This is a genomic window from Halomonas sp. MS1 (genome assembly GCF_024182575.1).
Lineage (GTDB): Bacteria > Pseudomonadota > Gammaproteobacteria > Pseudomonadales > Halomonadaceae > Vreelandella.
Map to the genome: position 1 here is coordinate 1,176,947 of NZ_CP098926.1, position 24,742 is coordinate 1,201,688.

A 24,742-nucleotide genomic window follows, 5' to 3' on the forward strand; every position below is an offset into this window, starting at 1 on the left:
CAACTTGCCTGACCGGAGACCCTGATGAATCAGCCCGCTACGCGTATCGACACTGCGACTCTCGACCCCTTGGAAACCGCCAGCGTCGACGAGCTGCGCGCCACTCAGGTCAAGCGCCTGAAGTGGAGCCTGAAGCACGCTTACGACAATGTGCCGTTCTACCGCCAGTCTTTCGACAAGGCTGGCGTACACCCCGACGATATCCAGTCGCTTGACGATCTCGCCAAACTGCCGTTCACCACCAAGGCCGATTTGCGCGACAACTATCCGTTTGGCATGTTGGCCACACCGATGAGCGAGATTGTGCGCATCCATGCCTCCAGCGGCACCACCGGGCAACCCACGGTGGTGGGCTACACCCAGCAGGATATTGATGTGTGGTCCGATGTGGTGGCGCGCTCGATCCGTGCCGCTGGAGGCAGTCGCAACGACAAAGTACATGTGGCCTATGGCTACGGCCTGTTTACCGGCGGGCTGGGCGCGCATTACGGTGCCGAGCGCCTGGGCTGCGCGGTCATCCCCATGTCGGGCGGCCAGACTGAGAAACAGGTTCAGCTGATCCGTGATTTCCAGCCGGACATCATCATGGTCACCCCCTCGTATATGCTCAACATCGCTGACGAGATGGAGCGCCAAGGCATCGATCCGCGCACGCTGCCCCTGCGCACCGGCATTTTCGGTGCCGAACCCTGGACCGACAGCATGCGCACGGCCTTGGAGCAGCGCTTAGGCATCGACGCCCTGGATATTTACGGCCTCTCTGAAGTAATGGGCCCGGGCGTGGGCATGGAGTGTCTGGAAACCAAAGATGGTCCAACCATCTGGGAAGATCATTTCTACCCCGAGATCATCGACCCGATCAGCGGTGACGTGCTGCCAGACGGCGAATACGGCGAGCTGGTGTTCACCACCTTGACCAAAGAAGGCCTACCGGTGATTCGTTACCGCACCCGCGACCTGACTCGTCTGCTACCGGGCACCGCGCGGCCCATGCGCCGCATCGACAAAATCACCGGCCGCAGCGACGACATGCTGATCATCCGCGGCGTCAATGTGTTCCCCACCCAAATCGAGGAGCAACTGCTCAAGATCGCGTCGCTTTCTCCCCACTACGAGATCGAAGTCAGCCGCCAAGGCAATATGGACATGGTGCTTGTTCGTGTAGAGGCAAATCATCATGACATCGCCCGCGACCCCGTGGCCTGTGAAAACGCTGCGAAACAGCTTCAGCATGCCATCAAGACATATATTGGTATCAGCACCCAGGTTGAAGTGTGCCCGGTAGAGAGCGTGATGCGTTCGCTAGGCAAGGCCAGACGCGTCAAAGATCTACGCTGATTCAGCTCTTAGATGTTGTGACTCGTGTCACTAGACCGAACGAAGTCGATGGAGACAAAAAGCAAACGTTTGCGGTTCTCATCAGAAAATTGAAGCATTTGCCCCCAATATAGCCATACGCCGCCGCATAAGCTCTGTGAAAGACTTATGCGGCGGTGATTTACCTCATCTAGCTACGACATTTTCTTCCTGAGCATGAGAAATCTCATGTTTAATTGATGTCGTGTATGAGCCCAGCATGTTGTTTATCTCAATGTCACTATAAGCAAAAAGTTCCTGATAGAACCGCTGCATTAGAGACCACTTAGGATCAAACAATCAGAAGAAGTATCAAAAGCGAGTATTAACCTATGTACCAACGTCTAAGTTATCTCGCAATTAAAACATTAAAACACTTTAACCATATGTTTATTATTAATTTTATGTATTCGTTCCGAATCGGAACTGATTAGCTGATGATTCCGACCTTTTAGGTATTTAGCAAGTGTCTTAAGTTTCATAACAACAACTATGACGACACTCAGCGAGATACTGCGATGCAACAAATAACAAGAGGCAAGGCTGTCATTAATGAGGTGGGGTTACGTGACGGGCTACAAAGTATTGCGTCAACTCTGCCAACCGAAAAAAAACTAGCATGGATTCATGACGCCTATGTAGCGGGCATGCGCGAGATAGAGGTAGGTTCCTTCGTTCCGCCCAAGCTGCTTCCGCAGTTAGCGGATACAGCGGAACTTGTGACCTATGCCAAAACACTCCCCGGTTTATTCGTATCAGTCCTTGTGCCTAATCTTAAGGGAGCTGAGCGAGCCATCGCCAGCGGTGCAGACTTGATGATCCTGCCTATTTCTGCCAGTCACCAGCACAGTTTGGCCAATGTGCGAAAAACACCCGACGAAATGATCACAGAGGTGGAACGTATCAAAACTGCGAAAGATAACGCTGGCTCCGAGATATTGATCGAAGCGGGCATTGGTACGGCATTTGGCTGCACTTTACAGGGGAGTGTGGACAGTAGCGAGGTTCTGCGACTTATGCAGGCAGCGCTAGAAGCAGGTGCTGACTACGTCAGCATGGCGGATACCGTAGGCTACGCCGACCCAGCTATGGTGCGAGAGTTATTTGGACAAGCCATTGAGCTAGTGGGGGATAAGTGCTGGCGAGCTCACTTTCACGATACTCGAGGCCTCGCATTGGCCAATGCCTACGCGGCGCTTGATGCAGGGATCACACGCTTCGACGCATCTCTAGCTGGGATCGGTGGCTGCCCTCATGCACCAGGAGCAAGTGGCAACGTAGCCTCTGAAGATTTGGCCTACATGCTGGGTAGCATGAGATATGAAACCAAGATAGATATTCCCAAGCTGTTAACACTTAGGCAGAAGCTGGCGAACTGGCTGGAAGGTGAGGAAATGCACGGCACTCTCTGGAAAGCAGGGTTACCAAAATCGTACCAGCCGAGTCATCAATCTGCTGAAGTGTAACGAGGTTATTATGAACAGTTCTATTCTAGGTAAGACCACGCTACCCCTTGAAGGTATCCGAGTCATTGAATTTAGTCACATGGTTATGGGCCCCACTTGCGGCATGATCCTGGCAGATTTAGGCGCCGAAGTTATCAAGATTGAGCCAACAAGCGGCGATAAAACACGCCAGATGACCGGACTAGGGATGGGCTTTTTCCGCACTTATAATCGTAATAAGAAAAGCGTAGTGCTCGACATTAAGTCTCCCGAAGGAAAGGCGAACCTTTTAGCACTGTTAGCCGAATCCGATGTCATGATTGAGAACTTTCGCCCTGGGCTGATGGACTCATTAGGGCTAGGCTACCAGGCACTATCAGCACAGTTTCCCGAACTTATCTATGTGTCTCATAAAGGATTTCTACCCGGCCCCTATGAAAACCGTTTGGCCCTTGATGAAGTCGTTCAAATGATGGGCGGGCTAGCTTATATGACCGGCCCCGAAGGCCGACCATTACGCGCTGGCGCCTCTGTAAACGATATTATGGGGGGAATGTTTGGTGCGATAGGGGTGCTTGCTGCAATTTTGCAACGTGGCAAAACCGGCAATGGGCAAGAAATTCAAAGCGCACTGTTTGAGAATTGCGTGTTTCTATCCGCCTCCCATATGCAGCAGGCTGCCATGTCTGGAGACGTGCCACCGCCCATGCCATCGCGGGTCTCTCCCTGGACCATCTACGATGTCTTCACGCTAGCTAATAACGAGCAGTTGTTTATTGGGGCTGTTAGCGACAAGCAGTGGGAAATTCTATGTAACGTACTAGAAAGACAAGACCTACTTGACGATCCAGCGCTGCAGAAAAACGAACAGCGCCTAGAAGTCCGTGATGGTTTGTTAGCAACCCTAGGCGAGACACTCAAGCAGCATTCCATCGATGAACTCTCAGCAAAGCTGGATGCTGCAGGTTTACCTTATGCACCCATTACCCGTCCCGACGAACTGCTGCAAGACGAACACCTAAAAGCGAGCGGCGGATTAGTGCCTATGCAGACCGATGACGGCGGCTCCACCGATGTCGTACTACTGCCGTTAATGATGGGAGGTAAACGCCCTCAAGTGCGCTACCCACTAGCCAGAATAGGAGAGCACACCGAAGAAGTACTAGGGAGACTGGCCCCCCTGATATAACGCCTTTACCAATCTCTGCCATGTGATTCATATAAGACAGCTATAAAGACAACGACAATAATGGAAATCATCATGAAAGTAGCTATCAAAACACTCATTGCATCAATCACTATCGCTAGTTCAATCGGTACTGTTGCAGCCGCTGACTACACTATGCGCCTCGCTCATCAACTTCCTGGTTCACATCATGTTGCACAGGCAATTGAAGCTTTCGCGGAGGAATTGGAAAGTATCAGCAATGGGCGCATCGAAGTACAAGTATTTGGAGGCGCTCAGCTCTACGGCCCTACGGAATACCATGCCGCTGTTGCGCGCGGCCGCATTGAAGCAGCATCGATTGTTAACCTTCTATGGGGTGGCACCATTCCTGAGATGCAGGTATTTAACATCCCCTATTTGATGACTGATAGCCGCCAGCTGGATCAGTTCCCAACCTCCAAAGCAGCAGAAATACTGAATAACAAGATGGCATCCAAGGGGGTCAAAAATCTGGCATGGTTGTTAGACGCCAATAATGCGGCATTTACCTCTTCTGACGAACCACTCATTGCCCCCAGCGATTTTCAGGGTATTAAAATTCGCGGATTGAGCCGGGTATTTGATGCTGGCCTGATCGCAATGGGAGCTTCACCCGCGACAATGCCTGGCTCGGAGGTCTATCAGGGGCTGCAGACTGGGGTCATCGATGCCGCCGTCACCAGCACCGATGCTGTCTATTCACGGCGCTATTTTGAAGTTCAAGACTACGCGGCGGCCTCCAATCTGATAACGGTCTACCAGAACATTATTGTTAATCCACAATGGTGGGCAAGCCTGCCAGAAGACCTCCAGAGTTTGGTCGAGTCCGCAGCCTCTAACGCCGAAAGTGTATTGCTACCGGAAACCAACGAAATCGATTCTGCAGGGATCGATAGATTGAAAGAGAACAATATGGAGGTCACTGTACTATCCGACGACCAAGTAGAAGCTCTTCGGGTTGCGATGCAACCGGCGGTTGAGCAAGCATTCATTGAGAGTGCCGACGATGGTGAACGGCTGATTGATCTGATTAAACAACTCTAAGCTACCAAGATATTTCCACTATCAACATGCGTAGCAGGATGAGGGCCACCTCCTCCCTCAATAACAGCCGGGCTGGGAGTAATAATACTCCCCGAAAGGATAGATTATGAATAATTATGCGAAGCCCCCTACAGGGGAGGCAGACGTATTTCATCCGCCGCTGGTATGCCGTTTATTGAGCCAGTTGGTGTATTGGATGACCACCATCGCTATGGCGATATCTGCAGCTAGCGTTTTGGTGGCGCTAGCGCTGATAAGTTACGCCGTACTGGCTCGCTATGTACTTGGACAACCCTCTCTCTGGATTGACGATGTAGTGACCTTCATCTTAGTTGGCATCGTAATGTTAGGTGCTGCAACTGCCCTTCGAGAAGGCCGACACCTGGGTGTCGACTTGTTCACCGAGCGTCTTCAAGGCCGTCGCCAGCGTGGAGCACAGGCTTGGTCGATGTCTGCTGTGCTACTCGTCGCGCTCTACTTAGTGGTCGATGGCTGGCAGACCGCCATGTTCTCAAAAATGCTTGGCATGACCACGTTGGGGTACGTGGAGATTCCCCTGTTCTGGCTACAGCTGTTGATTCCCCTGGGTGGAGTAATGCTGCTGCTGGTATGCCTGGACTCATTGCTACGATTGTGCTTCGGTGGCAAAGCGTTCGTCGATTCATGTCAGGAAGAGGAACACTGATTATGATCACGATACTATTCATCCTACTTGGCTTAGTTCTATTACTGTTTACCGGCCTCCCCATCTTTGCCGGCTTGTCGATCTTTGGTGCTGCTCTGCTCGCGGGAACGCCTGGCTCCTTGGGCGGCCTTACTGAGATAGTGTTCAATAAGGTCAGTATGTATGTACTTCTGGCTATCCCTCTGTTTGCGTATATGGCCCATATCATGATTCGTGGCCGCATCGTAGATGACCTTTATGACACTGCCTATACACTGACCCGTCACCTGCCAGGTGGTGTAGGGATAGCCACAATCATGGCATGCATGATCTTCTCCGCCATTTCAGGTTCAAGTGTGGCGACAGCGCTGACCATTGGCGCGGTAGCGATTCCACAGATGATTCGCTACGGCTACGACCCTAAAGTAGCCTATGGACTCGTCGCTGCCGGCGGCACGCTAGGAATTCTGATCCCCCCCTCCGGCCCCATGATCATCTATGGCGTTGCCACGGATACCTCTATAGGCGGGCTATTTATGGCGGGCCTACTCCCAGGCCTAATGCTAGCCGGGATATTCATGATTGGGACCTCCTTTCATCAACGCCACGCCAAACGGGCACAACGGGCATCTCTTGCGGAGGCCATTAAGGCCGTCCGAAAATCTGGCTGGGCAATTGCTTTGCCTACCATGGTGCTAGGAGGAATGTATTTAGGAGTCTTTACTGCGACCGAAGCAGCGGCCATTGGCGCGACACTGGCGTTATTAATCGGTTTGTTGGTTTATCGCAGCATAGGTCTACGTGAGATATGGACGTCAGCCATTGATGCCAGCCGTACCTCCGCCATGCTATTTATGATCCTGGCAAGTGCCGCAATTTTCAGCCATGCACTGACTAAGATGATGATTCCACAGCAAATTGTTGAGTTTGTATTGAATGTTGACCTAGGGGTCTATAGTTTCCTGATCCTAATGATGTTAATGATCTTTATACTCGGCATGTTCCTAGAGTCCATTGCAATTATTTTGATCACTTCACCTGTCGTTATGCCAGTTCTGGCACTGTTGGACATTAACCCAATCTGGTACGGAGTTCTGCTAGTCATTAATTTGGAATTAGCGATGATTACACCGCCAGTGGGAATGAACTTATTCACTATCAAGGCAGTGACCAACGCACCGATCGGCCAGATTATCCGTGGTTCAGTACCCTTTGTAATGTTGATGGTAATAGGGTTAGCGCTGGTGCTGATTTTCCCCCAGATTGCGATGTGGCTGCCAAACAGCATGCTTAGCTTAGGCCACTGATATTCCAATAAAAAAGTGGAGCAACACTATGTCAATATATCGATATAATGGAAAACAGCCTGATATCCACACCAATACCTTTGTGGCAGACACTGCTGATGTCATCGGCAATGTGTCTCTAGCGAACGGAAGCAGTGTTTGGTATCAAGCAGTGCTTAGAGGTGATAACGAGCTCATTGAAGTTGGTGAAGCGAGCAACATCCAAGAGTGCGCAGTTTTACACACCGACCCTGGTTACCCACTAAAAATTGGCTGTGGTGTCACTATTGGTCACCAAGCAATGCTACATGGCTGTACCGTGGGGGATAACTCTTTAATCGGAATTCAAGCGATTATTTTAAATGGTGCAGTCATCGGTAAGAACTGCCTTGTTGCTGCCGGTGCCGTCGTTACCGAAGGCAAGGAATTCCCGGATAACTCACTGATTGTAGGTGCGCCAGCAAAAGTTGTTCGTGAGCTTTCTGATAAGGCCATTGCTGAGATAAGAGAAAATGCTAGCCATTACGTGGAAAAGGCTCAGCAACACAAGTGTAAACTAGAGAAAATCAGCTGACGATATTGTGTTATGTCCTGGCGAGATTAATCTTTAATCATAGTTTTAGTCTCGCCCTTCTAAAAGCCTCGCTTCAAAAACTTGCCAATTTTCCTCAATTTATATTGGTCAAATGATCGAACAACGCCCTTGCCGGAACACTAAGTTTTGCATAATCCCTCACGCAAGCTACGAAAGCGCGGGTTGCCCAAGAATCGTTGAGCGGGATGGCTTTAATGTTCATTGCTGTTTCGTATAGCGTAGCAACTTCCAGCGGAACCACCGCAATAGCAATGTTAGAGTCAACAATCCGACAAGCCGCATCAAATGTAGTGACGTGTATACGAAATCTGATGGGGTTGCCTAGTGCAGCAGCCTCTCTTTGCAGTGTCAAACTGACCAAGCTACCTGGAAGAATCTCTACATGATCATAGGGTAACGTGTCTTCAAAAAAAAGGCTGGCCTTGTCCGCCAATGGATGTTGAGCATTGACGACAATCGCTAACTGATCAGTAAGGTATGGCTGAGAATAAAGGTTTTTAGTGTGGGCATCCTCCCAGCAGATACCTATGTCTCCCCGACCCTCTTCAATACCTCTGGTGATAAGCGAGCTGACCTTTTCCTCAAGGGTAATGCGCACCTTTTCATGAGCTTGCATAAAAGTGCTGATCTGCTTCGGGAGGAACTGACAGATAACAGACAGGCTTGCCAAGATTCTTAAATTTCCCTGCACGCCATCACCAAACTCACTTAGTTCAGCGTGCATTCTCTCAAGAGCAATGAGAGTCTCTTTGGCAGACCTTAATAATACTTCTCCGGCTGGGGTGGGTACTGCCCCTCTTTTACTACGCTCCAATAGTTTGACACCAACCTGCTCTTCTAAAGCACTTAGACGTTTGCTGACAGCGGAGGGCACGATCGCAATTTTCTCCGCCGCACCCGCGACACTCCCTTCTTCACAGACAGTAATAAATATTTGAAGTGCATGCGGGTCGTAATATCTCACTAGTTACTCCATTTTTGAGCAAACATGACTGAGCTTGCTCATAGCTAGGCGGCATTTAAGAGCACAAACTGGCAGGAAGAATCGCACTTTTACTAATACAAGCATTTTACTTCACCAAAACCTATCGTTATTCAACCAAAGTGGTAGTGTCAATTTCTATACCTTTAACGATTGACCTCCAAACAACCAGTTTTTATTAAAAAAGACATGGCATTAAGAATCACTTAGCATGAATCATTTTTTCTTTATAAATCAATCATATTTTATTAATACGTAATCACAAAGTCTTAAAGCGACACACAAAAATAGTTATTGATAAAATATTTCGTGTCACTATACTTCAAACAAGATAAATCACACTCCCTGATAGTCCGATGCCGCGGAGGTCTTATGTACGCGCAGCTCGTTGAAACCGGTTCTAACAAACTCAAAACGCTTGATGAGATGGGTCCTGAGGAACGCCAGTTCCAGGAGCGCATCAATGACGAAATTAAAATAGAACCCAAGAATTGGATGCCGGACGCCTACCGTAAGACGTTGATCCGTCAGATCTCACAACACGCGCACTCCGAGATCGTCGGTATGCTGCCGGAAGGTAACTGGCTGACACGTGCGCCAACCCTTAAGCGCAAGCTGCAGCTAATGGCCAAGATTCAGGATGAGGCGGGTCATGGCCTGTACCTCTATAGCGCCATGGAAACTCTGGGTGCCGACCGCGACGAAGAGATCGACAAGCTTCACGATGGCCGCGCCAAGTACTCCAGTATTTTCAACTACCCAACGCTCAACTGGGCTGACATGGGCACCATCGGCTGGCTGGTCGACGGCGCAGCCATCGTCAATCAGGTACCGCTACAGCGCACCTCTTACGGCCCCTACGCGCGCGCCATGGTTCGCGTGTGCAAGGAAGAGAGCTTCCATCAGCGCCAGGGTTATCAAATTCTGCTGACCATGATGCAAGAGGGCACTGACGACCAGAAAGCCATGGTGCAGGACTCCATCAACCGCTTCTGGTGGCCATCGCTAATGATGTTCGGGCCATCCGACGAGAACTCACCCAACAGCGCCCAGTCGATGGCCTGGAAGATCAAGCGCCACAGCAACGATGAGTTGCGCCAGCGCTTCCTCGACCAAACCGTACCGCAGCTAGAGCTGCTGGGCTGCACCGCTCCAGACCCGGATCTCAAATATAACCAAGAGACCGGTCACTATGAGTTCGGTGAAATCGACTGGCAGGAGTTCTTCGACGTCGTAAAAGGCAACGGCCCCTGCAACCGCGAGCGTGTCGAAGCACGCCGTAACGCCATTGATAACGGTGCCTGGGTGCGTGAAGCCGCCGTGGCTTATGCTGCCAAGCGTCAACGCCGAGCAGCCTGAGCTGGCAACGTCTGATTTTTAAAACCCGACTTTTAAAACACTATTTTTTAGAACAATAAGGAGTCTCGCGAGACTCCTATGACCACTGAGGCATCTCTCATGGCTGACTGGCCCCTCTTCGAAGTTTTTATCCGCAGCAAGCACGGCCTTAACCACAAACACGTCGGCAGCGTACACGCCGCAGACCGCTGCATGGCAATCGAAAATGCTCGCGAGCTTTACACCCGGCGTAATGAAGGGGTGAGCATCTGGGTGGTTCCGGCCAGCGAAATCACCGCGTCTTCTCCCGATGAGAAAGAGCCGCTGTTTGACCCGTCTAATGACAAGGTCTATCGCCACGCATCCTTCTACAAACTGCCGAAAGAAGTCGGCCACATGTAAGGGAGGCTGTCATGCAGAACATGGCTCTGAAAAACACTGCCCTGAAAAACGCGGCTCAAAAAACGCAAGCACCACTGACTGACTACCTACTACGCCTTGGCGACAACGCGTTAGTACTGGGTCAGCGCCACGCACAGTTATGCGGCAAGGCGCCTGCGTTGGAAGAAGAGTTGGCCTTAATGAATGTAGGGCTCGACCTCTTCGGGCAGGCACGCAACTGGCTTGACTATGCTTCTGAACTGATGGCAGCCGACGAGATCGATGCCGACCATCTGGCCTTTCGCCGCGACGCCCAGGACTTTCGTAATCTGTTGATCACCGAGCAGCCCAACGGTGACTTCGCCGACATCATGGGACGTCAGTTTTTGTTCGATGCTTGGCACGTTCACCTACTGGATGGCTTGGCCGAGTCCAGCGACCCGCGAATTGCCGAAGTGGCTGCCAAATCGCTCAAAGAAGCAACGTACCACCTCCGCCGCTCCTCTGAATGGGTGATTCGCCTAGGCGATGGCACCGAAGAAAGCCACACCCGTATGCAGCGCGCACTCGACAACCTCTGGCAGTTCACCGGCGAGCTATTGCAGGTCGATGAGATTGATCAGGCCATGATAGAGGCTGGTATCGCGCCTGACCCTGAAACCATTGCCGCTCGCTGGAAAGCGACGGTGGAAGAGGTGCTTGAGGAAGCCACGCTTGAGCGGCCTTCCTACGACGCTTGGATGTATACCGGCGGCAAAGTCGGCCATCACACCGAGCACCTGGGCTTTCTGTTGGCGGAAATGCAATACCTGCCGAGGGCATATCCCGATGCAACCGTCTGGTAACCCACCGTCGGACGGCCCTATCGATAACAGGCCTGATGACTGGCCTTCCAGTGACTTGATTGGCAGCGACCGTCGCGGACTGCCACCCGCCGGCAAGCAAGGCGATGTCGACGCTGTGCTGGCAGTTTTACAGCAAGTGCTAGACCCAGAAGTGCCGGTGGTCAGCGTAGTTGAGCTGGGAATTGTGCGCGCTATCGACTGGGTGGACGGTCGGTTGGTGGTCAACGTGACCCCCACCTACTCCGGCTGCCCGGCGACGGAAGTTATCGAACAGCATATTCATGAAGCGCTGGTGGCCGCCGGCTACTCAGACCCGCTGATTCAGCGTCGCCTGTCACCCGCCTGGACCACCGATTGGCTGACCAACGCCGGGCGCGAAAAATTGCGCGCTTACGGCATCGCGCCGCCGGTAGGGAGCGCCAGCAAGCGCAGCCTGACGGGCCAGTCTGACCCGGTAGTGCCCTGCCCGTTATGTGGCAGCAACACAACCGAACGCGTCAGCGAATTCGGCTCTACGGCTTGCAAGGCGCTCTACCGCTGCCGCGACTGCCTGGAGCCTTTCGATTATTTCAAGTGTCTGTAAAACGACGAGACTATTTCCCATGAGCCGATTTCACGCCCTGACCGTCAAGGATGTTCGCAAGGAAACCCATGATGCCGTTTCCATTGCTTTCGATATTCCCGATGACCTGCTAGACGCCTTTCGCTTTACCCAAGGGCAGTACCTGACACTGCGCCGCGACATCGAAGGTGAGGATGTCCGCCGCTCTTATTCAATCTGCACCGGCGTCCACGAACACGAGCTAAGAGTAGCCGTCAAGCTGGTGCCAGGTGGTAGCTTCTCTACCTTTGCCAACCAGCAACTGCAGCCTGGGGAGCAGTTGGAAGTGATGCCGCCACAGGGCAAGTTCTTCGTGCCTCTCGACCCCAGTCGTGAAGGGCACTATCTGGCAGTGACCGCAGGCAGCGGCGTCACCCCCATTATGTCGATTGTTTCCACTACGTTGGAAAGCGAGCCAAAAAGCCGTTTTACGGTGATTTATGGCAACCGCTCCACCACGGGCACACTGTTTCGCGAACGCTTGCAGGATCTCAAGGATCGCTATCTCGAACGCCTCAATATCATCTATGTGTTTAGCCGCGAGCAGCATGAAATCGATCTTTACAACGGTCGTATCGACGCCGATAAGTGCAACGCCCTGTTTGACCGTTGGGTAGACGTACCCAAGCTCGACGCCGCGTTTATCTGTGGCCCGCAAGAGATGACCGAGATCGTGCGCGACGTCCTGACTCAACATGGAATGCCAAAGGAGAAGGTGCACTTTGAGCTGTTCACTACTGGCTTGCCAACAGCAAGCGCCAAGCGCCGCCAGGCAGCCAGAGCCGGGCAGCTTGAGGCTGAAACTTCGCACATCAAGGTGATTATCGATGGCCGCACCATCGAATATAACCTACCCCGCAATACCCAGAATATTCTGGACGCGGGTAACGAGCACGGCGCCGACCTGCCGTTCTCGTGCAAGGCGGGCGTGTGTTCCACCTGTAAATCAAAAGTGATCGAAGGTGAGGTGGAAATGGACGCCAACTACGCCCTGGAAGATTACGAAATAGATGCCGGCTACGTGCTGTCCTGCCAGTGCTATCCGATCAGCGACAAGGTGGTGCTCGATTTTGACGAGGTATAACCCCTAGCCCACCCACTTCCAAGCCGGCGACTGCGTCGGCTTTGTCTATGTTGTACGGGAGAACACGCAATGCCAGTTTTGCAAAGTTACATCGCAGGCCAGTGGTTCGGACAAACCGAGTCCAAAGCCCTTATCAGCGCCATTAACGGCACCACCGTTGCGCATACTCATCAAGAAGAGATCAATTTCCGCGAAGCGGTGGCGTACGCCCGCAACACCGGCGTGAAGAACATTCTGGCACTGGATTTCCAGCAGCGTGCCGCCATTCTTAAGGCGCTGGCCGCCTATATCCAAGAGCGTAAGCGTGAGCTCTATGCCATCTCTCACCACACCGGCTGCACCAAGGCCGATTCCTGGATCGACATCGACGGTGGTTTCGGCACCCTGTTTACCTACGCCTCCACCGGCCGTAAGGAACTGCCCTCCGGCAATGTGGCCCACGAAGGCCCTGTGACACAATTAGGCAAAGAGAACCACTTCAACGGCACCCACATTCTGGTACCCCGCCGTGGTGTCTCGGTACATATTAATGCGTTCAACTTTCCTATCTGGGGTATGTTGGAGAAGTTCGCGCCCGCTTTTCTGGCAGGCATGCCGTGTATTTTTAAACCGGCAACGGCGACAAGTTTCCTAACCGAAGCGGCCGTGCGCGTCATCAACGATTCTGGCCTGCTACCAGAGGGTGCGCTGCAACTGGTGATTGGTGGAGCCGGCGACCTACTCGACCACCTGGATGAGCAGGACTTTGTCACCTTTACCGGCTCGGCAAGCACTGCCCTAATGCTGAAAAGCCACCCTAACATCATGGCCAAGAGCATTCCGTTCAACGCCGAGGCGGACTCGCTCAACAGCGCCATTATGGCGCCAGATGTAAGCCCTGAAGACGCAGAGTTCGAGATTTTTGCCAAAGAAGTGGTCAAGGAGATGACCGCCAAGTCAGGCCAGAAATGCACCGCGATCCGCCGAATTTTAGTGCCCGCCGAGCATCTCGATGCATTGGCAGACACAATCACGGCGCGCCTTGCCAACATCGTAGTCGGTGATCCTCATCAGGAAGGCGTGCGCATGGGCGCACTCTCTTCCCGTGACCAGTTGAGAGACGTGAATCATGCGATCGAACAGCTGCTAGAAACCAGTGAGTGCGTCTTTGGCAGAGACGGCAGTTTCAAGCCTGTCGGCCAAGAGGTGGAAAACGGCGCGTTCATCTCTCCTCACTTACTGATCAACCGCAACCCACTGAACGACGGTGGTGCGCACGACATCGAAGCTTTCGGTCCCGTCGCGACGCTAATGCCCTACAACGGCATCGACGAAGCTTTAACCATCGCCGCCAAGGGCAAGGGCAGCCTAGTAACCACGCTGACCACCAAAGACCCCGCCATTGCTGCCGAAATGATCCCTGTGCTGGCCGCCCAGCATGGTCGCTTGCAGATTCTGGATGCCCAGGCAGCAAAGGAATCCACTGGTCACGGCTCTCCGCTACCGATGCTCAAGCATGGCGGCCCCGGCCGCGCAGGCGGTGGCGAGGAGCTTGGCGGCATTCGTGCTGTTCACCACTACCTACAACGCACCGCTATCCAGGGCTCTCCGACCATGCTCGCGGCAGTCACAGGGGAGTATGTGCGTGGCGCAAAGGTGATCGAGAACGATATCCATCCGTTCCGCCGCCATTTCGATGACCTGCAGGTTGGCGAGTCACTGCTAACCCACCGCCGCACCGTCACTGAAGCCGACATCGTCAATTTTGGCTGCCTATCCGGCGACCACTTCTACATGCACTTCGACGACATTGCCGCCAAAGAGACCCAATTTGGCCAGCGCATTGCCCACGGCTACTTTGTACTGTCGGCAGCCGCTGGCTTGTTCGTTTACCCAGGCGAAGGTCCCGTACTGGCTAACTACGGCCTGGATACGCTGCGCTTTATTACGCCGGTGCTGGTTGGCGACACCATCCGCGCCCGCCTCACCTGTAAGCGTAAGATTGACCAGGGCCGGGCATCTCCCGACGGCCACCCGCAAGGCGTGGTGATGTGGGACGTGGCAGTGACCAATCAACATGATGAACTAGTCGCCAGCTACGACATTTTAACGCTGGTCGCTAAACGGCAGTAACGGCTCAGCCGATAAACCTGAAAAACAAGTAAGCAACAAAAACGGATGACAGGGCGTACGCTCTGTCATCCGTTTGTTTAGCGAGGAGCTTAATAGAACCGTATTAATAACGTCGCTTTAATACATCAGTCGCGGTAGGAAAAGTACGATCGCAGGGAAGATAAGTACGAGCAGTGCGCGTAGGGTACCCGCGACCCAAAACGGGGTGACTCCGCGGAAGATCGTGCCTGTGGATACGTCCGGCAATACGGCTCGCAATACGAACACGTTCATACCGACGGGAGGTGTTATCAGGCTAATCTCGATAACGATAACGACCAGAATGCCAAACCACACCAAGTCGTAACCTAACCCCGCCACTACCGGGAAAAATACCGGTACGGTGAGCAACAGCATCGACATACTTTCGAACACACAGCCCAGTACGACATAGATCGCGATAATCACCAGGATGACCACAAAAGGCGCAACATTCAGGCCATTAACCAGTGCTAGCAGGTCGCCAGGCAGCCCCGCACGGTTGATGAAGTTGGCAAAAATCAGCGCCGTTAGTACCACGGCAAACAGCATCGCGGTGGTGCGCACGGTGTCCATTAACACGTTCATTAACACTTGTGGGGTCAGCGCCCGACGCATTAGCGCGATTAAGAAAGCGCCCATTGCACCGATACCGGCCGCCTCAGTGGGCGTAAACACCCCTAGATAAATACCGCCAATCACGAGTACAAACAGTGCTAGCGTACTGCCGACGCTTTTTAGCGCCTTGATCCGTTCTGGCCATGGCACTTTCTCTGCCGCAGGGCCAGCGGAGGGATCACGCCAAAGCACCCACTTGATGGCACCAATATAAAGAAAGATGCCAAGAATGCCGGGGATAAAGCCAGCGGCAAAAAGCTCGCGGATACTGGTTTCGGTCAGGATCCCATAAATCACCAGCATGACGCTGGGCGGTATCAAAATACCCAAGGTGCCACCCGCCGCGATGGAAGCGGCAGCCAGCGAGTCCTTATAGCCATATTTGCGCATTTGCGGCATGGCGACTCGGCCCATAGTGGCACACGTTGCTAAGCTCGATCCGCATATCGCGCTAAAACCACCGCAAGCGACGATAGTCGCCATTGCCTGACCACCCTTGCGGTGACCTAGAAAACCATTTGAGGCTCGAAACAGGGCATCGGATAATCCCGCATGAGAAACAAAGTTACCCATGAGAATGAACAATGGAATCACCGACAGGCCATAATCCATGGCGGTGTCTACTACCCGGCGCGCCGCCATTGCTTCGGCAGCATTCCAGTTACCCGTTAATAGATAGAACCCAGCGAAACCAACGATTCCCATCGCGAACGCCAGTGGCACACGCAGGAATACGAGTATCAACAGTACTGCGAAACCGTACAACGCTTCAGTCATGGGGCTCTCCTATACTCAATGGGCCACCTTTTTCGATTACCTTAAGCCCCTCAAGCAGGTAAAAAACGGCTCGGATAAGGGTCAGTAGTGCTGAAAGCGCGAGCATGATGGCGATCAGCCCGATCAGATAGCCATAGGGAATGCGCAAAAATTCCGTCACATCTCCCCATGAAAAAGCCCGCTCTGCCAGTGCCCATACACGCTGCGCCATCACCCAAAGAGCCGCTGTTACGATCAGATTGACGATCACCTCACGTAGCCAAATAAGTTTTGCAGGGAACACCGCATCAAGCAGATCAACGCTGACATGCTCTTGACGCCAACAAACGACTGGCAGCGACAGGAATACCAATGCCGCCAACATCAGTTGGGTTAATTCAATAGCACCTAGAATGGGGGAATTAAAAAAGTAGCGGCCGCCTACGTCAGCAGTGGTCAACAGCATCATGCCAAAGAGGGTAGCGCCAGCCACCCCCTCTAACATCAGCTGCAGCACCCGACTAACGCGCGTAGCACGTGCCATTTGGGTTTGCATGGTCACTCTCCATCTAGCGCCAGTGGGGGGTTACTTTGTGTCGTCTGGTACTGATTCGCCAGACACTAATTCATCTGGCACTAGGCTACTGACGCTCTCTTCTTCCGCTGCAGCGACAAGCTGCTCACGATAGAACTCGATAGCGGCCATCGCATCCACGTTGCGGTTTTCTGAAACAGACTCAGCCCACTCAGCGACCATGCTGTCACTCATGCTTTTCAGCGTATTGAGATCTTCATCACCGAGTTCAGTAAAGGTATGACCAAGCTCTTCGGCAAAATCGACGCCCCGGACATCCACGACATCCATCATGTAACCGAACAGACGAGACAGCCGCTCACCAGAGACGGACTCAACGGCTTCACGATCTTCGGGCGACATTTCATCCCAGATCATCGGGTTGACAACGATAGTGAAGCTGCCGCGGTAGAAACCGCCGTCTACCGTGAGGGTATAGGGGAAAATCTCTGCGACACGGAAGCTACGCAGCCCTTCTGGAACAAGCATGGCCCCATCGATAACGCCCTGAGAACCCGCTTCATAAACGCCTGTGGGCGGCAAGGCGACACCGGTCAGCTCTAGGGCATTGGAGAGATCTCCCATCACGCCACCGCCAACGCGAATACGCTTACCCTTAAGGTCTTCTAAGGTTTCATACTGCTCGCTGCTGAAGATCCAGCCAGGCCCGTGGACACCGGCAGCAACTACATCTACGCCACGGTGTTCACCCGCGGCTGCCAGGTACTCTTGGTGTGTGTGCCAATAGGCACTGGAGGCATTTTCTGACGAAAATTCTTGAAAGGTAGGAAACTCCGGCAGCTTGGTTAACTGAAAGCGGCCAGTGTTATAGCCATGAAAAACCCAGGTAGCATCAGCGATACCATCAGCGACCATCTCCATTTGTGATGCTGGGGGCCCCATGTCATGTATCACTTCTACTGTTACGCGACCCTCTGTGGCTTCTTCAATCCACGCTTTCCAGGTTGGCCAGACGATGGTGTTAATGCCGTGATTGGGGCCTGCCCAGGTACTCACGGTGATGGTCGTTTGCGCCAAGGCGGTGGTGCTCAGCGTTGCGGCGGCGATAGCGCCAATCATCAGGTTTGTTGTTTTATTCACTTTTCTTTCCTCTGGTCGTCACGAAGTCGAAGCGCAAAACATGATACTTTATTTTTATCTTTTTAAAATCTAGTGAATCACGTTATTTATCACAATGCCTACAGATACCTGGGTCATGCAACAACCCATCGACCAATAGATGCTAATACTTAAGTATCAACCCCCATATAGTTATTAATTTACAAATGCTTATATGAAAAAAGCTGCCTCTCCGAGTCACTATCAATGACTATCGGGGAATAATTTTGAATCCATCTTTTTGTTACACAAATCACATTTTCTTTGATATCAATGACACACCACTGACGACATAGGGGTATCGACATAGAGGTATCCTCTGCCATCTTGGCTTGTCTGTAGGGTGTCGCGCTGTTAACCAATTCTCTCCAACTGCCGCTCAAGCTTGCGCATGGTATTGAGCAAGTCACGATATTCACCAACGCTGAGGGTAGACACTAGATCGGCTTCCCACGCCTGAGCTTCGGGCACTAGTTTATTAAGTAGCGCTTGCCCTACCTCTGTCAGATGTAAGTCGTGCAGTCGCTGATCTTGCTGGGATGGCGTGCGGCTTATCAGCCCACGCTCTTCCAGCGACTGAATAGCCCGAGACACGCGCGCCTTATCCATGTTGGTGTAGGCACACACCTTCTTAGCGGTTAAATCATCACAGTGGCTAAGCCATGCAAGTACACGCCACTGAGCAATGTTGAGATCATAAGACTCGGCATAAAGCTTCTCTAACGCCTGGCTGATGCGGTCAGCTAAACGGTTAAGCTGATAGGGTAAAAACTGGTTGAGATCCAGCTCTGCCCTGGCTGAAGACTCCAGAGGAGCATCGCTTGCTGCTTTATCCATCGTCATTGTGTTTCTCCTAGAGCCACCGTTTGTCAGGGGTGGTGATGATAAAAATCAGCACCATAGCTGGGAATATAGACACCAGCAACGCGCCTATCATACTGACCACCTTGAGGAAGAGAGTCCTCTTGGCTCCATCCAATAACGCTGTTTTGAATAAAACGACTCACCGTTTACTCGCCTTTATCACACAAAAATGTCATCAGCGTTAGGTTGCCAACGCTCAGGGCAAGCCCTGTCAGCATTAGCCAGAACAGTGCCGACAGATACTCTCTTATGCAACTAATTTGCTGATTTTAATTATTATACTTAGGTACTATATTGCAATAATCATCTGATTTATTGAGAGTTATTGTCGATTTCATGCACAAGAACGGCTGACTCGCCTATGGAGCGCTGGACATTTAGTTTCATTAGAAACTATCCTCATGGCATACAACAATCCAATAAACAGCTGAACCACCCTGTTAGCACCGGAGATACCATGAGTAAGAAATTCGCGTCCCATGCCGATACCGAAGAGAAACAGATCAGTTTCACCAAGCTGGCAGAGGGGCTCTATGCTTACACGGCTGAAGGTGACCCCAATACGGGCATAGTGATTGGCGATGACAGCGTGATGGTCATCGACACCCAGGCAACCCCCATCATGGCCCAGGACGTTATCCGCCGTATCCGCGAGGTGACTGACCTACCGATTAAGCATGTGGTCATGACCCATTACCATGCCGTGCGTGTTCTCGGCGCATCCGCATACGATGCCGAGAATATCTACGCGAGCCAGAGCACCTATGATCTGATTGTCGAGCGTGGTCAGCAAGATTATGAGTCCGAGGTTGGCCGCTTCCCCCGCTTGTTCAAAGGGGTCGATTCTGTGCCTGGCCTGACTTGGCCAACCATCGTCTTCCAGGAAAAGCTGACGGTGTTTATGGGTGAGCGTGAGGTGCAGATCATTCATCTTGGCCGTGGACACACCAAGGGCGACACCGTTGTCTGGTTACCGAAAGAAAAAATCATGTTTTCCGGTGACCTCGTTGAGTATGGCGCTACTCCTTATACCGGTGATGCTTACCACGAGGACTGGCCTGCTACGCTTGATCGCCTACAGGCCATGCAGCCTCAAAAGCTGGTACCCGGCCGTGGCGATGCGCTGCAAACTGCCGAACAGTGCCAGGAAGCCATTCAGGGCACCCGCGACTTCTTGAGCGATATGTATGGCAGCGTCAAAGCAGGCAAAGCGGCGGGCAAGTCACTCTCTGAGTGCTACGCCGAGACCTACGCGGTTCTGAAGCCGAAGTATGGCCACTGGGTCATCTTCGATCACTGCGTGCCTTTCGATATCACTCGCTGCTATGACGAAGCAGGTGGCGAATATCCAGATCCACGTATCTGGACGGCAGAGCGCGATACCGCTATGTGGCACTCCCTGCAGGACGCCGTCGAAAATCAGTAAGTGCTTACTTGAGACACCCACTGATCATGCCCAGCTGTCGGGTGTAACGCACCCGACGCTGCAGGGGAGCAATAGATGCCAACAACCTATAAAAATCCTGTCTATCCTTACCGACGCCCGCCTGAACTTGATGTTCAAGATATTCGCCATTACCCGGTGGTGATTGTCGGTGCCGGACCTAGCGGCCTCGCCGCCGCCATCGATTTGGCTCAGCAAGGCATTCATTCAATTGTCCTGGACGACAACAACACCGTTAGCGTGGGGTCGCGGGCATTGTGCTTTGCCAAGCGTTCACTGGAAATTATTGACCGTTTAGGCTGCGTCGAGCCGATGCTTGAAAAAGGCGTCACTTGGCAACATGGCCGCGTCTTTTTCCAAGACCGCGAAGTCTATGACTTCAACCTGCTGCCCGAAGATGGCCACCGCATTCCCGCTTTTATTAACTTGCAGCAGTATTACTTTGAAGAGTTTCTGGTCAATCGCGCTCACGACTTTGCTGAGCAAATTGATCTGCGCTGGAAACATAAGGTCATTGATGTTGATGCTCAGCCTGATAGCACCGCCATCAAGGTGTCGACTCAGGATGGTGACTACTCACTAACCTGCGACTATTTGCTTGTTTCGGATGGTGCCAACAGCCGCATCCGCGACATGCTAGGCCTTGACTGCAAAGGCCAAGTATTTCAAGACCGCTTCCTGATTGCGGATGTGGTGATGAAGGCTGACTTCCCGACAGAGCGCTGGTTTTGGTTTGATCCGCCCTTCCATCCCAATCAATCGGTGCTGCTGCACAAAGAACCCGACAATGTGTGGCGTATCGACTTCCAGCTAGGCTGGGACGCTGACCCGGAAGAAGAAAAGAAAGAAGAGAACATTCGCCCGCGCGTGCAGGCGATGCTTGGCCCGGACGTGGAGTTTGAGCTTGAGTGGGCCAGTGTCTACACCTTCCGCTGCCGTAAGATGGATAACTTCATTCATCACAGCGTGATATTTATGGGCGACGCCGCTCATCAGGTATCCCCCTTTGGTGCCAGAGGTGCCAACGGCGCCCTCCAGGGTGTGGAGAACTTAGCCTGGAAACTGGCGCGTGTTCTCAAAGCGCAGGCACCGAAAACACTCTTATCCACGTATAACACCGAGCGCCAGCACGGTGCGACAGAAAACCTGCTTAACTCTACCCGCGCCACTGATTTTATTACCCCGAAGAGCCATATCAGCCAGGTATTCCGCGATGTGACGCTGGAGCTGGCGGAGAAACATGCCTTCGCACGCAGCCTAGTCAACAGCGGCCGCCTTTCCATGCCGTGTCGCTATGACAGCTCACCGCTTAATACGCCCGATGTTGATGGTGGCCCAAGCGAACTGCGCCCTGGCAGCCCGACTAAAGATGCCCCTATTCGATTGGGCGAACAGAGCGCCTGGCTACTCAATCAGTTGGGTAATGGTTTTGTACTGTTACTCGATGGCCGTATTGATGACGGTCACGCCACTGCGCCGTTAAGAGAGCTGAGCGAGCTGTTAGATCGCCACACTGACTTACGCCTTGTGGTGGTTGGCCCAGCTCCGGATAAGTTTGGCGCTCTACCGCGCACCACCGTGATAGACGATACCGAAGGGCTAGTGACGCAACGCTACGGCCTCAAAGCTGGTGGCGGATACCTTATCCGTCCTGACCAGCACGTTACTGCTCGCTGGCACACCGTCACTGCCCACCAGGTTGAAGACGCATTAGACCGCGCGCTGGGCGTTTATCTTGCGGGTACCGCTGACACGACCTTTCAGGAGCGTTGCCATGCCAAGGCTTGAATTAAATCCCAACTTCACTGATCCGGACGCCTTTTACGCGGCACTCACCGCGCTACATCGCGACCGCAGCGAGGCAGAGAGTGAGCGCATCAATGCGCGTTTGATCTTGTTACTGGCTAATCATATCGGCGATCAAACCGTGCTAGAAGCAGCCATTTCCCATGCGGTTGGTGATGGTGATTAATCGCCGCGTCTATGTTTATAAGACTTAGATTTATTTAAGTAACGTCCAAACACAGCAGGTCTTAACAATGACTGAACAATTGCAATATCAGAACGGTTTCCATAACCACTTTTCAAGCGAAGCGCTGCCGGGTGCACTGCCAATTGGGCAAAACTCACCGCAAAAGTGTGCTTACGGCTTATATGCTGAACAACTCACTGGTTCCGCATTCACTGCGCCTCGGCATCAAAACTTTCGTAGCTGGCTTTATCGCATTCGCCCTTCAGTTGTTCAGAGCGCGTATCAGCCACTGGAAAATAGCAACGTACACACATCCCCATTAGAGAAGCCAGCGGCGGACCCCAACCAAATGCGCTGGGACCCGGTTGCGATACCGGATGCACCGACTGACTTTATCGATGGTCTGTTTACCATTGCAGTGAACGGTGATGCGGCCACCCAGGCTGGCGTGGGCGTGCATGTTTATACGTTCAATCAAGACATGACTGAACGCTTTTTCTACAACGCAGATGGCGAACTGCTCTTCGTTCCGCAGATGGGGGCTATTCGTCTACGCACCGAGTTTGGTGAACTCGAGATTGATAACGGTGAGATTGCCGTTATTCCTCGCGGCGTGAAGTTCCAAGTGCGTAAAGCACAGGGTGTTGACGCTGCGCGGGGGTATATTTGTGAGAACTACGGCAGCCCTCTAGAACTGCCCGGCCTCGGTCCCATCGGGGCCAACGGCTTAGCCAACCCGCGTGACTTCCAAAGCCCGGTGGCAGCTTATGAAGACCTGGAAGGTGATTACCGTTTAGTCGCTAAGTTCTCTGGCCGTTTCTGGGAAACAAAGCTTAACCATTCGCCGTTAGATGTAGTGGCGTGGCACGGTAACTGCGCGCCGTATAAATATAATCTCGCCAACTTCAACACCATCAATACGGTGAGCTTCGACCATCCAGATCCGTCAATCTTCACCGTATTAACGTCACCCTCCGATACGCCGGGAATGGCCAATCTGGATTTTGTCATCTTCCCGCCGCGCTGGATGGTTGCCGAGAACACCTTCAGGCCGCCCTGGTTCCATCGCAACCTGATGAGCGAGTTTATGGGGCTTATTCATGGCGAGTACGATGCGAAAGCGGAAGGCTTCACTCCAGGCGGAGCCAGCCTACACAATTCAATGTCACCCCACGGCCCGGATGCTGAGACATTCGAGAAAGCTTCCAATGCTGAGCTGAAGCCACACTTCATAGGCGATACATTGGCCTTCATGTTTGAAAGCCGCTACTTCTTCCACCCAACCCCTGCGGCTCTGGAGGCTGACTTCCGCCAACGTGACTATGTGGATGTTTGGTCAACGCTGCGTTCGCACTTCAACCCAAACCAGCCGTAAAACTTATCGCCCCCTGACGACAAGGATTGAATGCCCATGAAACTTGCAACACTTAACAAAGGCCGCGACGGCGAACTTATCATCGTCTCTCGCGACCTCACCCGTGCCGTAAGCGCTGTTGATATTGCTCCCACACTTCAGGCGGCCCTTGAAAGCTGGGAAGCCGTTAGCCCTCAGCTTGAAGAACGCTATGCGCAGCTAAACAATGGCAATGCCGACGGTACTTTTGAGCTTGATCAGCGTGCGCTGCACTCTCCGTTACCGCGTGCCTATCAGTGGGCCGACGGCTCCGCCTATCTGAACCATGTCCAACTGGTACGTCAGGCGCGTAATGCCGAGATGCCCGAAACCTTCTGGACCGATCCGCTTATGTACCAGGGCGGTAGCGACTGCTTCCTGGCGCCCACCGAAGATATCGAGGCGGTGAGTGAAGAGCATGGCATCGACTTTGAAGGTGAGATCGCGGTTATTACCGATGACGTGCCGATGGCCGTCACTCCCGAGGAAGCCACCAAGCACATTAAACTGGTGATGCTGGTCAACGATGTCAGCCTGCGCGGCCTGATTCCAGGCGAGCTGGCGAAGGGCTTCGGCTTTTTCCAAGCCAAGCCCGCCTCTGCTTTCTCGCCCATCGCGGTGACTCCAGACGAACTGGGCGATGCTTGGCAAGAAGGCAAAGTGCACCTGCCGCTGACCGTGCACCTGAATGACGAGAAGTTTGGCGAGCCAGAAGCGGGTCCCGATATGATTTTCAGCTTTCCACAGTTGGTTGCCCATGCGGCCAAGACCCGCTACCTCGGCGCGGGCGCTGTGATTGGTTCGGGTACTGTTTCCAACCCAGACCCCGATGGCGGCCCTGGAAAACCGGTGGCTGACGGCGGCGTAGGCTATAGCTGCTTGGCCGAAGTACGCATGGTCGAGCAGATACTTTACGGCCAGGTGAAAACCCCCTTTATGCGCTTTGGCGACCGGGTGCGCATCGAGATGTTTGACCGCGATGGCAACAACCTCTTTGGTACCATCGATCAGCAAGTCGTGAAGTACCAGCCCAAATAAAGCCAA

At 52.8% G+C, this 24,742-nt stretch carries 24 protein-coding genes; 18 read left to right on the forward strand and 6 right to left on the reverse strand.

Annotation, left to right across the window (positions count from 1 at the left end; all coding sequences use genetic code 11):
• Positions 1 to 24: 24 nt before the first annotated feature.
• From paaK to NF683_RS05240, 7 genes are all read left to right on the forward strand, one after another.
• Positions 25 to 1,338 carry a phenylacetate--CoA ligase PaaK gene (gene paaK / locus NF683_RS05210; RefSeq protein WP_253921471.1) on the forward strand — a complete coding sequence of 438 codons (1,314 nt, stop codon included), beginning with the start codon at positions 25 to 27 and terminating at the stop codon, positions 1,336 to 1,338.
• Positions 1,339 to 1,874: 536 nt separating this feature from the next.
• The gene (locus NF683_RS05215; protein ID WP_253921472.1) at positions 1,875 to 2,822 is read left to right on the forward strand and encodes a hydroxymethylglutaryl-CoA lyase; all 948 of its coding nucleotides are present in this window, start codon (positions 1,875 to 1,877) and stop codon (positions 2,820 to 2,822) included.
• Positions 2,823 to 2,832: 10 nt separating this feature from the next.
• Positions 2,833 to 3,990 (forward strand): CaiB/BaiF CoA transferase family protein, encoded by a 1,158-nt coding sequence (locus NF683_RS05220; protein WP_253921473.1) that lies wholly within the window; start codon positions 2,833 to 2,835, stop codon positions 3,988 to 3,990.
• Between the two features lie 72 nt (positions 3,991 to 4,062).
• Positions 4,063 to 5,052 carry a TRAP transporter substrate-binding protein DctP gene (gene dctP / locus NF683_RS05225; protein ID WP_253921474.1) on the forward strand — a complete coding sequence of 330 codons (990 nt, stop codon included), beginning with the start codon at positions 4,063 to 4,065 and terminating at the stop codon, positions 5,050 to 5,052.
• A 106-nt stretch (positions 5,053 to 5,158) separates the two neighbouring features.
• Positions 5,159 to 5,737 carry a TRAP transporter small permease gene (locus NF683_RS05230; protein ID WP_253921475.1) on the forward strand — a complete coding sequence of 193 codons (579 nt, stop codon included), beginning with the start codon at positions 5,159 to 5,161 and terminating at the stop codon, positions 5,735 to 5,737.
• Positions 5,738 to 5,739: 2 nt separating this feature from the next.
• The gene (locus NF683_RS05235) at positions 5,740 to 7,023 is read left to right on the forward strand and encodes a TRAP transporter large permease (RefSeq protein ID WP_253921476.1); all 1,284 of its coding nucleotides are present in this window, start codon (positions 5,740 to 5,742) and stop codon (positions 7,021 to 7,023) included.
• A gap of 28 nt (positions 7,024 to 7,051) precedes the next feature.
• A complete protein-coding gene (locus NF683_RS05240) occupies positions 7,052 to 7,576 on the forward strand; it encodes a gamma carbonic anhydrase family protein (protein WP_253921477.1) in 525 nt (174 codons plus the stop codon).
• A gap of 94 nt (positions 7,577 to 7,670) precedes the next feature.
• Here NF683_RS05240 and NF683_RS05245 read toward each other — a convergent pair whose 3' ends face one another.
• Positions 7,671 to 8,561 carry a LysR family transcriptional regulator gene (locus NF683_RS05245; protein ID WP_253921478.1) on the reverse strand — a complete coding sequence of 297 codons (891 nt, stop codon included), beginning with the start codon at positions 8,559 to 8,561 and terminating at the stop codon, positions 7,671 to 7,673.
• A gap of 390 nt (positions 8,562 to 8,951) precedes the next feature.
• On the opposite strand from NF683_RS05245, the gene paaA reads away from it, so the two are divergent.
• The 6 genes from paaA (at position 8,952) to paaZ (ending at position 14,940) form a co-directional block, all read left to right on the forward strand.
• The gene (paaA, locus tag NF683_RS05250; RefSeq protein WP_253921479.1) at positions 8,952 to 9,938 is read left to right on the forward strand and encodes a 1,2-phenylacetyl-CoA epoxidase subunit PaaA; all 987 of its coding nucleotides are present in this window, start codon (positions 8,952 to 8,954) and stop codon (positions 9,936 to 9,938) included.
• 99 nt (positions 9,939 to 10,037) lie between these two features.
• Positions 10,038 to 10,319: a 1,2-phenylacetyl-CoA epoxidase subunit PaaB gene (gene paaB, locus NF683_RS05255; RefSeq protein WP_009101609.1), complete on the forward strand. Its 282-nt coding sequence runs from the start codon at positions 10,038 to 10,040 to the stop codon at positions 10,317 to 10,319.
• Positions 10,320 to 10,330: 11 nt separating this feature from the next.
• A complete protein-coding gene (gene paaC, locus NF683_RS05260; RefSeq protein WP_253921480.1) occupies positions 10,331 to 11,143 on the forward strand; it encodes a 1,2-phenylacetyl-CoA epoxidase subunit PaaC in 813 nt (270 codons plus the stop codon).
• Complete coding sequence (paaD, locus tag NF683_RS05265; protein ID WP_232471412.1) at positions 11,127 to 11,726, forward strand: 1,2-phenylacetyl-CoA epoxidase subunit PaaD; 600 nt, start codon at positions 11,127 to 11,129, stop codon at positions 11,724 to 11,726. The genes paaC and paaD overlap by 17 nt, the downstream gene beginning before the upstream one ends.
• 19 nt (positions 11,727 to 11,745) lie before the next feature.
• The gene (gene paaE, locus NF683_RS05270) at positions 11,746 to 12,828 is read left to right on the forward strand and encodes a 1,2-phenylacetyl-CoA epoxidase subunit PaaE (protein ID WP_253921481.1); all 1,083 of its coding nucleotides are present in this window, start codon (positions 11,746 to 11,748) and stop codon (positions 12,826 to 12,828) included.
• 69 nt (positions 12,829 to 12,897) lie between these two features.
• On the forward strand, positions 12,898 to 14,940 hold the full coding sequence (gene paaZ / locus NF683_RS05275; RefSeq protein ID WP_253921482.1) for a phenylacetic acid degradation bifunctional protein PaaZ: 2,043 nt from the start codon (positions 12,898 to 12,900) through the stop codon (positions 14,938 to 14,940).
• Between the two features lie 117 nt (positions 14,941 to 15,057).
• On the opposite strand, the gene NF683_RS05280 is transcribed toward paaZ, so the two are convergent.
• The 5 genes from NF683_RS05280 to NF683_RS05300 form a co-directional block, all read right to left on the reverse strand.
• Complete coding sequence (locus tag NF683_RS05280) at positions 15,058 to 16,353, reverse strand: TRAP transporter large permease (protein WP_089040455.1); 1,296 nt, start codon at positions 16,351 to 16,353, stop codon at positions 15,058 to 15,060.
• Positions 16,346 to 16,888 carry a TRAP transporter small permease gene (locus NF683_RS05285; RefSeq protein WP_089040454.1) on the reverse strand — a complete coding sequence of 181 codons (543 nt, stop codon included), beginning with the start codon at positions 16,886 to 16,888 and terminating at the stop codon, positions 16,346 to 16,348. The genes NF683_RS05280 and NF683_RS05285 overlap by 8 nt, the downstream gene beginning before the upstream one ends.
• Before the next feature lie 30 nt (positions 16,889 to 16,918).
• Entirely contained in the window at positions 16,919 to 18,007 is a 1,089-nt protein-coding gene (locus NF683_RS05290; protein WP_089040453.1) for a TRAP transporter substrate-binding protein, read from the reverse strand.
• Between the two features lie 372 nt (positions 18,008 to 18,379).
• Positions 18,380 to 18,868, reverse strand: coding sequence for a MarR family winged helix-turn-helix transcriptional regulator (locus tag NF683_RS05295; protein WP_089040452.1), 489 nt, complete (start codon positions 18,866 to 18,868; stop codon positions 18,380 to 18,382).
• Positions 18,869 to 18,894: 26 nt separating this feature from the next.
• Positions 18,895 to 19,032, reverse strand: a complete 138-nt coding sequence (locus NF683_RS05300) for a hypothetical protein (protein ID WP_253921483.1) — start codon at positions 19,030 to 19,032, stop codon at positions 18,895 to 18,897.
• Between the two features lie 314 nt (positions 19,033 to 19,346).
• Between NF683_RS05300 and NF683_RS05305 the strand changes: the two genes are divergently transcribed.
• From NF683_RS05305 to NF683_RS05325, 5 genes are all read left to right on the forward strand, one after another.
• Positions 19,347 to 20,315 (forward strand): MBL fold metallo-hydrolase, encoded by a 969-nt coding sequence (locus NF683_RS05305; protein ID WP_089040451.1) that lies wholly within the window; start codon positions 19,347 to 19,349, stop codon positions 20,313 to 20,315.
• Positions 20,316 to 20,390: 75 nt separating this feature from the next.
• Positions 20,391 to 22,121, forward strand: a complete 1,731-nt coding sequence (locus tag NF683_RS05310; protein ID WP_253921484.1) for an FAD-dependent oxidoreductase — start codon at positions 20,391 to 20,393, stop codon at positions 22,119 to 22,121.
• Complete coding sequence (locus NF683_RS05315; protein ID WP_089040449.1) at positions 22,108 to 22,305, forward strand: DUF2783 domain-containing protein; 198 nt, start codon at positions 22,108 to 22,110, stop codon at positions 22,303 to 22,305. Before NF683_RS05310 ends, NF683_RS05315 begins: the two co-directional genes overlap by 14 nt.
• A gap of 67 nt (positions 22,306 to 22,372) precedes the next feature.
• Positions 22,373 to 23,680: a homogentisate 1,2-dioxygenase gene (gene hmgA / locus NF683_RS05320; protein ID WP_089040448.1), complete on the forward strand. Its 1,308-nt coding sequence runs from the start codon at positions 22,373 to 22,375 to the stop codon at positions 23,678 to 23,680.
• 36 nt (positions 23,681 to 23,716) lie between these two features.
• Positions 23,717 to 24,736 (forward strand): fumarylacetoacetate hydrolase family protein, encoded by a 1,020-nt coding sequence (locus tag NF683_RS05325; protein WP_089040447.1) that lies wholly within the window; start codon positions 23,717 to 23,719, stop codon positions 24,734 to 24,736.
• The last annotated feature ends 6 nt before the right edge of the window (positions 24,737 to 24,742 follow it).

Coding starts and splice junctions, on each gene's coding strand:
- paaK (WP_253921471.1), top strand. CDS start 25: ATGAATCAGCCCGCTACGCGTATCGACACTGCGACTCTCGACCCCTTG.
- NF683_RS05215 (WP_253921472.1), top strand. CDS start 1,875: ATGCAACAAATAACAAGAGGCAAGGCTGTCATTAATGAGGTGGGGTTA.
- NF683_RS05220 (WP_253921473.1), top strand. CDS start 2,833: ATGAACAGTTCTATTCTAGGTAAGACCACGCTACCCCTTGAAGGTATC.
- dctP (WP_253921474.1), top strand. CDS start 4,063: ATGAAAGTAGCTATCAAAACACTCATTGCATCAATCACTATCGCTAGT.
- NF683_RS05230 (WP_253921475.1), top strand. CDS start 5,159: ATGAATAATTATGCGAAGCCCCCTACAGGGGAGGCAGACGTATTTCAT.
- NF683_RS05235 (WP_253921476.1), top strand. CDS start 5,740: ATGATCACGATACTATTCATCCTACTTGGCTTAGTTCTATTACTGTTT.
- NF683_RS05240 (WP_253921477.1), top strand. CDS start 7,052: ATGTCAATATATCGATATAATGGAAAACAGCCTGATATCCACACCAAT.
- paaA (WP_253921479.1), top strand. CDS start 8,952: ATGTACGCGCAGCTCGTTGAAACCGGTTCTAACAAACTCAAAACGCTT.
- paaB (WP_009101609.1), top strand. CDS start 10,038: ATGGCTGACTGGCCCCTCTTCGAAGTTTTTATCCGCAGCAAGCACGGC.
- paaC (WP_253921480.1), top strand. CDS start 10,331: ATGCAGAACATGGCTCTGAAAAACACTGCCCTGAAAAACGCGGCTCAA.
- paaD (WP_232471412.1), top strand. CDS start 11,127: ATGCAACCGTCTGGTAACCCACCGTCGGACGGCCCTATCGATAACAGG.
- paaE (WP_253921481.1), top strand. CDS start 11,746: ATGAGCCGATTTCACGCCCTGACCGTCAAGGATGTTCGCAAGGAAACC.
- paaZ (WP_253921482.1), top strand. CDS start 12,898: ATGCCAGTTTTGCAAAGTTACATCGCAGGCCAGTGGTTCGGACAAACC.
- NF683_RS05280 (WP_089040455.1), bottom strand. CDS start 16,353: ATGACTGAAGCGTTGTACGGTTTCGCAGTACTGTTGATACTCGTATTC.
- NF683_RS05285 (WP_089040454.1), bottom strand. CDS start 16,888: ATGCAAACCCAAATGGCACGTGCTACGCGCGTTAGTCGGGTGCTGCAG.
- NF683_RS05295 (WP_089040452.1), bottom strand. CDS start 18,868: ATGACGATGGATAAAGCAGCAAGCGATGCTCCTCTGGAGTCTTCAGCC.
- NF683_RS05305 (WP_089040451.1), top strand. CDS start 19,347: ATGAGTAAGAAATTCGCGTCCCATGCCGATACCGAAGAGAAACAGATC.
- NF683_RS05310 (WP_253921484.1), top strand. CDS start 20,391: ATGCCAACAACCTATAAAAATCCTGTCTATCCTTACCGACGCCCGCCT.
- NF683_RS05315 (WP_089040449.1), top strand. CDS start 22,108: ATGCCAAGGCTTGAATTAAATCCCAACTTCACTGATCCGGACGCCTTT.
- hmgA (WP_089040448.1), top strand. CDS start 22,373: ATGACTGAACAATTGCAATATCAGAACGGTTTCCATAACCACTTTTCA.
- NF683_RS05325 (WP_089040447.1), top strand. CDS start 23,717: ATGAAACTTGCAACACTTAACAAAGGCCGCGACGGCGAACTTATCATC.